Here is a 12,472-nt window from a genome sequence, read left to right as displayed (position 1 = left end):
CCAACCAGCTTGCGGTGGGCGGCATTTCCCTGTCCCATGACCATGGGGCCAGATCCGCCGATAGGCTCATCGGCGCACCAAAAGAGCACGAACGCACAGCGATGGGGGCAGCGGTGGCGGACGACGGATTCGACTTCAGGCCCGGAGCGCAGATTCCTCTCCAGGGTGGCGGTGGGCAGACGGCGGCGACCAACGCCCTCGCCTCGGCCGCGTACCGCGACGGCGGCAAGGACACCAGGCTGGACGCCATACTCGGGGCCAACAGCGAGCTCCACCCGGCCACGGTCAAGGCCCCGAAGGTCTCCCTCTTCGAGCCCAGCCTCGGCGAGGCCTTCTGCCGGGCCGTCGAGGCCCGCACCCTCGGCTCGGGCCGAAAGCCCCTGATCCAGTCCTTCGGCGCCGATCCGCAGACGGTGGTGGAGCACTGCCTGGCGGCCTCCCGCATCCGCAAGGAGCGCGACCGCAGGCTCCGGCTGATCATGCTGGTCTGCGGTGTGCTGTTCCTGCCCGGTCTGCTGCTGTGGCTGGGCCTGTTCCAACTCCGCAAGAGCCTGTCCGGCAAGGGGGGCAAGCGGGGCTCGTGGATCGGCACCGTGCTCCTGGTCGGCGTGGGCGTCGTGGCCGCCGTCCTGATGTTCCGGCTGCCGCTCACCGGCTTCCTCGGGCTCTACGCCCGCGGCATGATCATCGCCCCGGCCCTGGGCTGGCTGCTCGCCCGCCGGACCTGCGAGGCCACCGCCAGGGACCTGCGCGCCCGCTGGGACGGACTGCTGTCCGGCGACGGGATCGGCGCCAAGATCCCCGAGGCCGTGCCGGGCAACCCGGACGAGAAGGCGCGCGAGGATCTGCGCCGCCAGCTCGCCAAGCTCACCGCGGAGGACCGCAGCAACCAGGTCTTCTACGCGGGCCCCAAGGGCATCCTCGGCATGGGCACCCGCTGGGGCAGCTGGCAGATGGCCGAGGAGCTCGCCCCCAAGAACGAGGGGATGGAGATCCACCCCTTCCGCAGCTGGGACGTCATACGCGCGATCGACGCCCAGCTCCGCAAGCTGGAGCGGGGTCCCCTGCACACCGGCGGCTTCCCGCCCGCCGCGATCCAGCACTGGATCGTCACCCCGGTCGGCGAGGGCGCGGGCGAGGTCGCCCGCCCCACCGGCGAGAACGTCGACGCCTTCCTCATCAAGCCGCACGAGATCACCCGGATCTGCAACGAGCAGCAGTTCAACGCCGGGAACCGGCACTACCTGGGCATCCAGTACCCGCTGTGGGACGGCCAGCTGGTCATCAACATGCTGGTCACGGTCACCGTGCTCTACAAGACCCTGCGCGTGGACGTCACCGCGCACGCCCTGGGCCCCGTACACGGCCTGTTCACCACCAAGGCCAAGGCCCCGGTGGTGGAGGTGCCCAAGAGCATCCGCTTCTGGGAGACCGTGGAGCGCCCGCTGCCGCTGGTGGACGTCCAGGAGGTGGTGCGCCTGGCCGTGCGGGCCCCGCTGACCTGGTACCCGCCGATCCTGGACTTCTTCGGCGGCAAGCTGGTCCTGCCCGAGCCCTTCGGCCTGCGGCACGTCTGGGCGAGTTCGATGTGGCGCCACCGGTTCATGGCCGACGACGCCCTGCGCACGGTGGCTCCGGTCCTGCGGGCGATCCACGCCGCGACGTTCAAGGTGCTGGAGGAGAACGGCGTCGACACCGACCGCTTCACCAACCGCTCCTCGATCATGAGCGGGCTCATCCAGGAGCCGTCGCCGCGCAAGGCCGACGTCTACGACGCGTAGGTAGGCTGGAGGCGCGGGCAGGGGCAGGTGGCAGGGGGTGTGTCCCTACGATCCGGAGGAGCGGCCGTGACCGAGCGCAAACCGCCTGGCGTCAGCTTCGAGTCCTTCGTGGACCGGCAGATCCGACAGGCCGCCGAGCGGGGCGAATTCGAGAAGCTGCCCGGCTACGGCAAGCCGCTGGCCTCCCTCGACGCGCCGTACGACGAGCTGTGGTGGATCAAGGGAAAGTTGCACCGCGAGGGGTTCGCCGTCCTGCCCCCGGCGCTCGCGCTGCGCAAGGAGGCGGAGGACGCCAGGGAGGCCGCACTCGCGGCCCGCTCCGAGCGGCAGGTGCGGGACATCCTCACGGGGGTCAACGACAAGATCCGCGCCGCCCTGCTCAGGCCCCCGCCGGGACCGCCCCTGGGCCTGACCGAATTCGACGTCGAGGCCGTACTGGAGACGTGGCGCGAGAGCCGTGCGGGCCGATCGGCCGGGTGATCAGCCGACCGGCCAGGCGTCCGCGAGCATCTGACGGGTGTCCGCGAGCAGCTGCGGCAGCACCTTGGTGTGGCCGACCACCGGCATGAAGTTCGTGTCCCCGCCCCAGCGGGGCACGATGTGCTGGTGCAGGTGTGCGGCGATGCCGGCTCCGGCGGCGACGCCCTGGTTCATGCCGATGTTGAAACCGTGCGCGCCCGAGGCCTTGCGCAGCGCGACCATCGCCCGCTTGGTGAGGTCCGCGAGCTCGGCCGTCTCGAGGGCGTCGAGCTCGGTGTAGTCGGCGACGTGCCGGTACGGGACGACCATCAGGTGGCCGCCGTTGTACGGGTAGAGGTTCAGCACCGCGTAGACGTGCTTGCCGCGCGCCACGACCAGGCCGTCCTGGTCGGACATCTCCGGAATCCCGCAGAAGGGACAGCCGTCGCCGGCCTCGGGACCGGTCGGCTTGTTCTCCCCCTGGATGTAGGCCATCCGGTGGGGCGTCCACAGACGCTGGAACGCGTCCTGCGTGCCCACACCGATCTGCTGCTCCGGCTCAATCGTCATGGCGGCAAGCATATGACCTTGGCTTCCCGTACGAGGAAGGCCCCCGGAAAGTGATCACTTCCGGGGGCCTTCTCGGTGCTGCGGTTACGGATGCCGCGGGTGCGGATCAGACCTGGACGCGGTCCGCGACGACCTTGGCCAGCTTGGCCAGCGCCTCGTCCTTGGCGATGCCGTTCTCCTGCGAACCGTCGCGGTAGCGGAAGGAGACCGTGCCCGCCGCCATGTCCTCGTCACCGACGATGATCATGAAGGGGACCTTGAGCTTCTGGTGGTTGCGGATCTTCTTCTGCATGCGGTCGGAGGAGGCGTCCACCTCGACCCGCAGACCCTGCTTCTTCGCCGCCGCGGCGAACTCCTGCAGGTACTCGACGTGCCCGTCGCCGATCGGGATGCCGACGGCCTGGACCGGGGCCAGCCACGGCGGCATGGCGCCCGCGTAGTGCTCCAGCAGCACGGCGAAGAACCGCTCGATCGAGCCGAACAGCGCGCGGTGGATCATGACCGGGCGCTGGCGGGAGCCGTCCGGGGCGGTGTACTCGAGGTTGAAGCGCTCCGGCAGGTTGAAGTCCAGCTGCACGGTCGACATCTGCCAGGTACGGCCGATGGCGTCGCGCGCCTGCACGGAGATCTTCGGGCCGTAGAAGGCCGCGCCGCCCGGGTCGGGGGTGAGGGGCAGACCCTGCTTCTCGGCGACCTGCTGGAGGACCGCGGTGGCCTCCTCCCAGACCTCGTCCGAGCCGACGAACTTCTCCGGGTCCTTGGTCGACAGCTCCAGGTAGAAGTCGGTCAGACCGTAGTCGCGGAGCAGGTTCAGCACGAAGGTGAGGGTGCGGTCGAGCTCCTCCGCCATCTGCTCACGGGTGCAGTAGATGTGCGCGTCGTCCTGGGTGAAGCCCCGGGCGCGGGTCAGGCCGTGCACCACGCCCGACTTCTCGTACCGGTACACGGTGCCGAACTCGAACAGGCGCAGCGGCAGTTCGCGGTAGGAGCGGCCGCGCGCGTCGAAGATCAGGTTGTGCATCGGGCAGTTCATGGGCTTGAGGTAGTAGTCGGTACCACCGTCGAGCTGCATGGGGGGGTACATGCCCTCCGCGTACCAGTCCAGGTGGCCGCTCTTCTCGAAGAGCGCGCCCTTGGTGGCGTGCGGGGAGTAGACGAACTCGTAGCCCTCCTCCTCGTGCCGGCGGCGCGAGTAGTCCTCCATGGTCCGGCGGATGATGCCGCCGCGCGGGTGGAAGACGGCGAGGCCGGAGCCGATCTCGTCCGGGATGGAGAAGAGGTCCAGCTCGTTGCCGAGCTTGCGGTGGTCGCGCTTCTCGGCCTCGGCGAGGAAGTCGAGGTGGGCCTTCAGCTCCTCCTTCGACGGCCACGCGGTGCCGTAGATGCGCTGAAGCATCGGGTTCTTCTCGCTGCCGCGCCAGTAGGCGGCGGCGTTGCGCATGAGCTTGAAGGCCGGGATGTTGCGGGTGGTGGGCAGGTGGGGACCGCGGCAGAGGTCCTTCCAGCACAGCTCGCCGGTCTTCGCGTCCAGGTTGTCGTAGATGGTCAGCTCGCCGCCGCCCACCTCGACGTTCGCGCCGTCGTCGGTCGACGCGGAGCCCTTGATGCCGATGAGCTCCAGCTTGTACGGCTCGTCGGCGAGCTCCTCGCGGGCCGCCTCGTCGGTGACGACGCGGCGGGAGAAGCGCTGGCCGCGCTTCTGGATCTCCTGCATCTTCTTCTCGACGGCCTTCAGGTCCTCCGGGGTGAAGGGCCGGGCCACGTCGAAGTCGTAGTAGAAGCCGTTCTGGACCGGCGGGCCGATGCCCAGCTTGGCCTCGGGGAAGAGCTCCTGCACGGCCTGCGCCATGACGTGCGCGGTCGAGTGGCGCAGGATGTTGAGGCCGTCCTCGGAGGAGATCTCCACCGGCTCGACGGTCTCGCCGTCCTTCACCTCGTACGCGAGGTCCTTGAGCTCGCCGGCGACACGCGCGGCGACGATGGTGCGCTCGCCGGCGAAGAGCTCCGCCGCCGTAGTGCCCGTGGCCACCACGCGCTCGTCCCGCTCGGAATCGCGTTGGATGATCACACGGACGTCTGACACCGGTCTCTCCTGAACTCTGGGGGTGCGCGAGCGAACACTGCGCGCCTGAATCGTACCGAGCGGAGTGGCTGCGCCGCTAAACGGTTACGGCGCGGGCCCGCCGGGCCCGCCTCCCCCGGCCGGCCCGGGGCCCGCGCGACCGCCCCGGGCTCCGCCCCGGGCTCCGCCCCCAACCCTCCCCCAGACTCCGTCCGGGGGGACCCCCACGCCTCAGACGCCGGCTGGGCTGGATCGTGCGGGCCACCCCGGAGTGTCCCGCACCCGCCCGAAGTAGCCTGGGCGGCATGCCGAACCCACGGATCCGCCCGCTGGACCTGACCGACGACGCCGCCGCGGCGGCCGTGCACCGGATCGGGCGGGCGGCGTACGCGGTGGAGGCGGAGCTGATCGGCTTCGACGGCATCCCGGCGCTGGGCGAGAGCCTCGCGGAGATGCGTGCGCAGGAGCTGAACTGGGTCGGCGCCGTCTCCGAAGCCGGGGAGCTCGCCGGTTTCCTCGCCTGGGAGGAGGAGGCCGACGGCGGCATCTCGATCGACCGTCTCTGCGTGGCCCCTGCCTGGTTCCGCCGGGGCGTCGCCTCCCTCCTGCTCCGCCACGCCCTGACCGGCCTCTTCCCCGGCCGCCCCGTCACGGTCACCACCGGCGCCGCCAACACCCCCGCGGTCTCCCTCTACGCACACCTGGGCTTCACCCGCGGCCCCGACTTCTCCCCCGCCCCGAACCTGACGATGGCCGCTTTCTGTTTCAACCCGGCCGCACAGTCCAGCCCCGCCGGCGTTTGAGGCGCGGGGGTCTGGGGCGGAGCCCCAGCAGCAGCGCCGCACGCCTACTCGTCGGCCTCGAGCACATCCGCAGGATCGAACGCATCGTCCAGCGCCTTCATCAGCCGGTCCCGCTCGACCTCGTCCAACGGCACCGGCGTCACATCCGTCGCATCCGTCAGGCGACGGAAGCCGCCCCGCCGCTGCAACCGCCCGCTGACGCGGATCGGCAGGCCCACCAGGTGCGCGTGCCCCGCCACCCGGTACGCCTCCTCGTCCAGCGCGGCGCGTACGTACGGGACCTCCGCTCCCGCGAGGACCCGCAGCCGGACCGTGCCCCCGCCCCCCGGAGCGGAGCGCCGCATCCGGACCACCGCCCCCGCGATGCGGACCTGGACGGCCGGCTCGTCCCGGGTGTACCGCGCCGCCGCCTCCCGCAGCACCGGCAGGTCGCCCGGCGAGAACTCCACCGGCTCCGGCCGGGCCGCGCAGCCCGCCGGGACCCCGGCCGCCGGCGCCCAGGCGAGCGCGATCCGTGCCCCCTCCGTGCCCCGGACCAGCGCGATCAGTGCCTCGGCCAGTTCCCGGCTGACCCCGGCCCGTACCGCGGCGTCGAAGGCCTCCATGCCACCGGTGGCCCGCTGGTAGTCCACGGCTTCGCGTGCCGCGTGCAGGGCGTGGTGGAGCCGGGCCACGGTGCCCCGGCCGCCGTCCACCGGTACGTACGCGGTCAGGCGCCGGCCGCCCGGGTGCGGGCCCACCAGGACCCCGTCCAGGGCCCGTTCGGCCTTGGCCCGGTGCCGGGCCCCGTAGTACCCGGCCCGGCCCCGTTCGGCCAGGGCCCCGGCGAGGAGGAGCTGCCGGGCGGCCGAGCGCAGCTGTTCCTGCACCGTCCACGCGGCGTCGCCCTGGAGTCCGTACGCCCCCTGCGGGATCTCCCGGTCCCAGTGGATCTCGTCGCTGGGCACGCTCAGCCCGTAGAGCACCTCCCGCGCGGAGGGCAGGCCGCTGCGCGAGAGGGCGGTGATCGCCTCTTCGAGCAGGTCGGCGCAGTCGGGGAAGGTGCGGCTCTCGGGGACGAGCAGGCTGGTGGCGGCGCGGGCCGTCGGGTGCGTGGCGGGCGGGGTCCAGCGCCCGTACCGGCCGGCGGCCCCGCCCCGGCGCAGCCAGCCGTGGCGGTGCAGCAGCGCGCCGAGCACGGCCGGATCGACCTGTGCGGGGTCGGGGGCGGCGGGGTGCGCGGAGTCCGTGAATCCGCCGTAGTCCGGGGACGGCAGCGGTTCCAGGTTCGGCGAGTGCCAGTGCATCAGGGTGTCCCTCCCGACCCGACCCGGGTCATGATCTCGCACAGCGCCCGGTCGTCGAAGATCCGCGTGGTCGGGATCCGTACGGTGGTCCGGCGGCGGCCGGTCACCGGGTGTCCGGCGAGATTGGTCCAGTAGCAGCAGTGCCGCAGGTCGAGGCGGTCGTGCCCGGCGGCGAGCCACTGGTCGCGCTCCCGCGGGACGAGCATCACGACGAGGATCTTGTGGACGGCGACCGGGGTGCGGGCCAGTTTCACCAGGTGCTCGTTCTCGAGGGTGAAGGCGAAGGTGGGCCCGGCCGGCCGGGGCGGTATCTGGTAGGTCGCCTTCAACTGCACCTTGATGGTGACCTCGTCGTCGACGACGTGCTCGGGGGCGCCGTGGCTGACGTGCCAGTCGATGCCGTTGTCCGGAAAGGGCTGGGAGAGCGAGCAGCCGGCCGCGGCGGCCACGGCGTGCAGGTATCCCACCTGAAGGGTTTCCATGCAGGCGGTGGTGGCGAGTGTGCCGCGCAGCGGTCCGGTCCGCGCGTCGTCCGGTGTTCCGGTCCGCGGATCGATCTGCCCCGCCAGCACCCCGCCCGGTTCGGGCTGCGCGAGCGCCATGGCCGGCTCCCCATGCCTTACGGGCTCTGCCGTCGGTGGTGGGTGGGGTGACGACCGGTCATGTGTACGGCCCCCCATGGATGTTGTCTCCGCACCCGGGTCCCCGCAAACGGCGTACGGGGCAAACAGCCCGGGTATCACCGATGCGGGCGAAGGTGGCGTGATCCAGGTGCGCCCCATCTGCCGACCGGGGACGAGGAGTTCGCCATGACACGCTGGTACGAGGGCCCGCTGGCCGCATTCGACACGGAGACCACCGGGGTGGACGTCGAGCAGGACCGGATCGTGTCCGCCGCGCTCATCGTGCAGGAGTGTGCGGGGGGCCGGGTCCGCACCACGCGCTGGCTGGTCAATCCCGGCGTTCCGGTGCCCCCGGGGGCGACGGAAGTGCACGGGCTGACCGACGAGCACCTGCAGCGTCACGGGCGCTGGCCGGCGCCCGTGGTGGAGGAGATAGCCCGTGCGCTCGGGGAGCAGCAGGTGGCCGGCCGGCCGGTGGTGGTGATGAACGCGCCGTTCGATCTGACGCTGCTGGACCGGGAGTTGCGCCGGCACCGGGCCTCGTCGCTGGCCCGGTACCTGGACAACCGGCCGCTGACGGTGCTGGATCCGCGGGTGCTGGACAAGCACCTGGACCGCTACCGCAAGGGACGGCGGACACTGACGGACCTGTGCGCGCACTACGGGATCGAGCTGGAGGGCGCGCACGACGCGGCGGCGGACGCGATGGCCTCGCTGGAGCTCGTACGGGCGGTGGGGCGCCGGTTCGCGGCCCGGCTGGAGCGGCTGTCGCCGGCGGAGCTGCACACGCTGCAGGCGGTCTGGCACGCGGCGCAGGCGCGGGGCCTGCAGGCGTGGTTCGCGCGGCAGGGGACGCCGGAGCCGGTCGATCCGCACTGGCCGCTGCGGCCGGACCTGTCGACGGCGGCCTAGGGCGCACGGTCCCGTACATGCGGAAGGCCGGTCCGTCTTTCGACGGACCGGCCTGTCCCGGTGGGCGATACTGGGATCGAACCAGTGACCCCTTCGGTGTGAACGAAGTGCTCTCCCGCTGAGCTAATCGCCCGGGAACGCACCGAATAATACAGAAGCCTCGGGGCTGGTTCAAACCGCTTCCCTCCCGCTGCGTACTCAGAGCGGATCTGAGTACGTACGCCCATGTCTTGACGGCGTGACCGGCGCCACACTCCCGGTATGAACAACCCTCTGCCGCCGGCCGAAGAGCTGGCGCTCATCGACCGTGAGCTGGTGCAACTCGACGCCCGGCGGCTCCACTTGCTGACCCGCCGGGACTGGCTGCTGCGCATCCTCCAGCAGCCGGGGCCCGCCCCCGCCCCCGCCGGCTGGGGTTCCGCCCTGCCCGCCGGGCGGCCGAAGGAGACCTCGGCCCCGAGCGCGCAGAACGTGCTGCTCACCCTGGGCGCCGTGCTGCTGGCCGTGGCCGCGCTGGCGTTCACGCTGGTCAGCTGGGGGTCCATGGGGATCGCCGGGCGCTCGGCGGTACTGGCCGCGGTGACGGCGGCGGCGCTGGCCGCACCCGTGCCGCTGCTGCGCCGGGGGCTGCGGTCGACGGCTGAGTCGGTCGCCGCGGTGGGGCTGCTGCTGACGGTGCTGGACGCGTACGCGCTGTACGCGGTCGGCATGCCGGACGCCGACGGCACCGGGTACGCGGCGGGTGCGGCCGCGGTGCTGGCGGCGGTGTGGGCCGGGTACGGCTCGGCCCTGCGGAAGCTGCGGCTCCCGCTGCCGGCTGCGGTGCTGGCGGCGCAGTTCCCGCTGCCGCTGGCGGCGCTGGCCGCGCAGGCGGGCCCGCTGGAGCTCGGCTGGGCGCTGCTGGCGACGGCGGTGCTGGACGCGGCGCTCGCCCTGCGGGTGCGGGCGGCGGCGGTCCCGGCGGCCGTGCTGGCGGCGGTGGCGCTGCTGATCGGGGTGGCCGAGTCGTGGTCGGCGGCCTCGGTGGCGCAGGCGCTGGTTCCGGGGGCGCTGCTGCTGGCGGGCGCGGCCCTGGGCACGGCGGCGGCCTGGCGGGAGCCGCGCGCCTGGGTCGCCGCGCTGGCGGCCGGCCTGGCCGCGGTGGTGGCGCTGGGCGGGCTCGCCCGGCCGGCTCTGACGGATTCGGTCCGGGACGGCGCGTGGGTGGCGCTGGTGCACCTGCTGGTGGCGCTGCCGCTGCTGGCGGCGGTACGGGCCTCCGCGCTCCCGGCGGCGGTGCGGCGCGGCCTGGCGCGGGCGGGGGTGGCGGTGGCCGCCCTGGTGGCGCTGTCGGCCGGCGCCGCGGTGGTTCCGACGCTGCTGGCCCGGCTGCGGGTGCTGGAGGAGGTGTGGGCGGTGACCACTCCGGCCCCGGCTCCGTACGCGCCGGGTGCGGCGGGTGTGCTGATCCTGCTGACGACGGCGGGGGCGGCCTGGTGGCTGTCCCGGGTGCTGGCGCGGCCGGAGCCCGGGGTGGTGGCGGTGGTCCTGGCCTGGGCGGGGCTGTTCACGGCTCCGGTGCTGCTCGGGTTCCCGGCGGCGGCGGTGTTCGCCGCCCAGCTGGCGGTCACGGGCGCGGCCGGGGTGTTCGCCCTGCGCTCCCCCGCGCGCGGCGCCGGGATCGCGGCGGCCGTGTGCGCGCTGGCCGGGGCCGCGAACGTGTCCCTGGGCGCGCTGGACGGCCGGGTGGCGACCTTCGCGGTGTGGGGGCTGCTGGGCGCGGCCTGCGCGGCGGGAGCGGCGTACGGGACCGCTCCGCGCCGGGTCCGCTCCGCGGCGGCGGTGTGCGCCGTCGGGTACGCCACGGCGCTGCTGGTGGCGGCGGCCGCGGTGACGGACCTGGCGGTGGTCTGGTGGGCGCTGCCGGTGCTCGCGGTCCCGGCGCTGGCGGCGGCTTCCGGGCCGCGGCTGGGCGGCGTACGGGTGCCCGTGGAGATCGCGGCGGCCGTGGCCGGCGTCCTCGCGGTGGCCCTGTCGGCCGGGCGTCCGGGGACGCTGGCGCTGGTCCTGGCGCTGGCCGGGACGGTCTGTGCGGGGGCCGCGGTGCGCCCGGAGCGGCGCGCGGTGGGCTGGGCGGCGGGGGCGCTGTTCGCGGCGGCCACCTGGGTCCGGCTGGCCGACGCCGGGGTCACGACGCCGGAGGCCTACACGCTGCCGGTGACGGTGCCGGCCCTCGTGGTGGGCTTCCTGCGGCGCCGCAGGGACCCGCAGGCCTCGTCCTGGACGGCGTACGGCCCGGGGCTGGCGGCGACCCTGCTGCCGAGCCTGCTGGTGGCCCTGGACGACCGGAGCTGGGTGCGCCCGCTGCTGCTGGGGCTGGCCGCGCTGGCCCTGACCCTGATCGGCGCCCAGCGGCGGCTGCAGGCCCCGCTGCTGCTCGGCGGCGCGGTGCTGGCGGTGGTGGCGGTGCACGAGCTGGCCCCGTACGTGGTGCAGGTCGCGGGGGCGCTGCCGCGCTGGGTGCCGCCGGCCCTGGCGGGCCTGCTGCTGCTGGCGGTGGGGGCGACGTACGAGAAGCGGCTGCGCGACGCCCGGCGGCTGCGGGACGCGATCGGACGGCTGCGGTAACGCCAGAGGCCCGGAGACTGTGAAAGTCTCCGGGCCTCTGGTCCGGGTGGGCGATACTGGGTTCGAACCAGTGACCCCTTCGGTGTGAACGAAGTGCTCTCCCACTGAGCTAATCGCCCGGACGCACCGCAAACATTACCGCATGTCAGCGGTGCTCCCTGACCATCACTGGTCCTTGAGGTTCCAGGGCAGGACGAGCCCGTACTTCCACAGGTAGAAGCCGATCAGCGCGCCCGCGATGACGAGGCCCGCGCTGGTCAGGATGATGTTGCGGCGGCGGACCTTCGGGTCGAGCGCCTTCTGTGCCGCTTCGGTGACCTTGCGCTTGGTCCAGCGCAGCACGAGGTGGGCCCAGGCGAACTCGGTCGCCCAGATCGCCAGGCCCGCGAAGATCGCGACCCAGCCGGGGCCGGGCAGGACGAGCATGGCCACACCGGCCGCGATCACGGCGAGGCCGACGACGAAGACGCCGACCTGCCAGCTGAGGTGCAGGCCCTTGCGGGCCTTGATGAAGGCGGGCGCCTTCGAGACGTGCGGCGCCTCCGCCGCGGCCCCCTCGGCTTCCGCGGCCTCGGCGGCTGCCGGGCCCTCGGCGGCTCCCGGGCCCTCGGCGGCTGCCGGGCCCTCGGTGGCTCCCGTGGCGTGCACGGCGGATTCCTCGGCGGCGGACTCGTTGGCTCCGCGGTCACTCCCCGTATTCATGAGGTCGAATCTACCGGAGCCGGAAGCACACGTGAATGGTGGTTTGGATCCGCCGTCCGAGGGACCCAGAGGTCCGCAAAACGGTCAGAGGGGTTTACAACGGCACCGTAGGTGGCATGTCGATTTCGCCGACGTGCGAATCCCCGAGCGCACACTGAGCGAAAGGCCCTGGCGCTTATGAACACCACGGTCAGCTGCGAGCTGCACCTGCGCCTCGTTGTGTCGAGCGAGTCCTCACTGCCTGTTCCCGCGGGCCTGCGGTATGACACGGCCGACCCCTACGCCGTGCACGCCACCTTCCACACCGGCGCCGAGGAGACGGTCGAATGGGTATTCGCCCGCGACCTCCTCGCGGAGGGTCTCCACCGGCCCACCGGTACCGGCGACGTCCGCGTCTGGCCGTCCCGCAGCCACGGTCAGGGCGTCGTCTGCATCGCCCTGAGCTCACCGGAGGGAGAAGCACTGCTCGAAGCACCCGCCCGAGCACTCGAGTCGTTCCTCAAGCGGACGGACGCCGCGGTTCCACCCGGGACCGAACACCGGCACTTCGACCTCGACAAGGAGCTCTCCCACATCCTGGCCGAAAGCTGAGCCAGGCCTACAGCCGCTCGACACCGTCCGACTCGGGGCGACGGTGCGGGTCGGACAACCACATACGGCAGTGCCG

Annotated in this window: 11 protein-coding genes and 2 tRNA genes; 6 read left to right on the top strand and 7 right to left on the bottom strand. The window is 72.9% G+C overall.

The features are described from left to right. Positions 1-113: 113 nt before the first annotated feature. Both RIU97_RS32165 and RIU97_RS32160 read left to right on the top strand, forming a co-directional pair. Positions 114-1,781 carry a hypothetical protein gene (locus RIU97_RS32165; protein WP_404961044.1) on the top strand — a complete coding sequence of 556 codons (1,668 nt, stop codon included), beginning with the start codon at positions 114-116 and terminating at the stop codon, positions 1,779-1,781. A gap of 66 nt (positions 1,782-1,847) precedes the next feature. Then, positions 1,848-2,261, top strand: a complete 414-nt coding sequence (locus RIU97_RS32160; protein ID WP_404961043.1) for a DUF1992 domain-containing protein — start codon at positions 1,848-1,850, stop codon at positions 2,259-2,261. Here RIU97_RS32160 and RIU97_RS32155 read toward each other — a convergent pair whose 3' ends face one another. Next, a complete protein-coding gene (locus tag RIU97_RS32155) occupies positions 2,262-2,822 on the bottom strand; it encodes an HIT family protein (protein ID WP_404961042.1) in 561 nt (186 codons plus the stop codon). A gap of 94 nt (positions 2,823-2,916) precedes the next feature. Next, positions 2,917-4,893: a threonine--tRNA ligase gene (gene thrS / locus RIU97_RS32150; protein ID WP_404961041.1), complete on the bottom strand. Its 1,977-nt coding sequence runs from the start codon at positions 4,891-4,893 to the stop codon at positions 2,917-2,919. A gap of 284 nt (positions 4,894-5,177) precedes the next feature. Here thrS and RIU97_RS32145 point away from each other — a divergent pair, with 284 nt between their 5' ends. Further along, positions 5,178-5,675, top strand: a complete 498-nt coding sequence (locus RIU97_RS32145; protein ID WP_404961040.1) for a GNAT family N-acetyltransferase — start codon at positions 5,178-5,180, stop codon at positions 5,673-5,675. A 44-nt stretch (positions 5,676-5,719) separates the two neighbouring features. Here RIU97_RS32145 and RIU97_RS32140 read toward each other — a convergent pair whose 3' ends face one another. Together RIU97_RS32140 and RIU97_RS32135 are read right to left on the bottom strand one after the other, a co-directional pair. Continuing rightward, positions 5,720-6,961: a hypothetical protein gene (locus RIU97_RS32140; protein WP_404961039.1), complete on the bottom strand. Its 1,242-nt coding sequence runs from the start codon at positions 6,959-6,961 to the stop codon at positions 5,720-5,722. After that, positions 6,961-7,563: a DUF4365 domain-containing protein gene (locus RIU97_RS32135; RefSeq protein ID WP_404961038.1), complete on the bottom strand. Its 603-nt coding sequence runs from the start codon at positions 7,561-7,563 to the stop codon at positions 6,961-6,963. The genes RIU97_RS32140 and RIU97_RS32135 overlap by 1 nt, the downstream gene beginning before the upstream one ends. Positions 7,564-7,770: 207 nt before the next feature. On the opposite strand from RIU97_RS32135, the gene RIU97_RS32130 reads away from it, so the two are divergent. Further along, on the top strand, positions 7,771-8,496 hold the full coding sequence (locus RIU97_RS32130) for a 3'-5' exonuclease (protein WP_327412935.1): 726 nt from the start codon (positions 7,771-7,773) through the stop codon (positions 8,494-8,496). Between the two features lie 61 nt (positions 8,497-8,557). On the opposite strand, the gene RIU97_RS32125 is transcribed toward RIU97_RS32130, so the two are convergent. Continuing rightward, positions 8,558-8,629, bottom strand: a tRNA-Val gene (locus tag RIU97_RS32125). Between the two features lie 128 nt (positions 8,630-8,757). On the opposite strand from RIU97_RS32125, the gene RIU97_RS32120 reads away from it, so the two are divergent. After that, positions 8,758-11,103, top strand: coding sequence for an SCO7613 C-terminal domain-containing membrane protein (locus RIU97_RS32120; protein WP_404961037.1), 2,346 nt, complete (start codon positions 8,758-8,760; stop codon positions 11,101-11,103). A 47-nt stretch (positions 11,104-11,150) separates the two neighbouring features. On the opposite strand, the gene RIU97_RS32115 is transcribed toward RIU97_RS32120, so the two are convergent. Together RIU97_RS32115 and RIU97_RS32110 are read right to left on the bottom strand one after the other, a co-directional pair. After that, a tRNA-Val gene (locus RIU97_RS32115) sits at positions 11,151-11,222 on the bottom strand. Positions 11,223-11,268: 46 nt separating this feature from the next. Then, the gene (locus RIU97_RS32110) at positions 11,269-11,805 is read right to left on the bottom strand and encodes a TIGR02611 family protein (RefSeq protein WP_404961036.1); all 537 of its coding nucleotides are present in this window, start codon (positions 11,803-11,805) and stop codon (positions 11,269-11,271) included. 177 nt (positions 11,806-11,982) lie between these two features. Between RIU97_RS32110 and RIU97_RS32105 the strand changes: the two genes are divergently transcribed. Next, the gene (locus RIU97_RS32105; RefSeq protein ID WP_030011909.1) at positions 11,983-12,396 is read left to right on the top strand and encodes an SsgA family sporulation/cell division regulator; all 414 of its coding nucleotides are present in this window, start codon (positions 11,983-11,985) and stop codon (positions 12,394-12,396) included. The last annotated feature ends 76 nt before the right edge of the window (positions 12,397-12,472 follow it).

This window comes from Streptomyces sp. 147326 (assembly GCF_045000215.1).
In the GTDB taxonomy this organism is placed as follows: Bacteria; Actinomycetota; Actinomycetes; order Streptomycetales; family Streptomycetaceae; genus Streptomyces.
The sequence above is the reverse complement of the archived record's forward strand: the minus strand, read 5'-3'. Positions and strand labels throughout refer to the sequence as shown.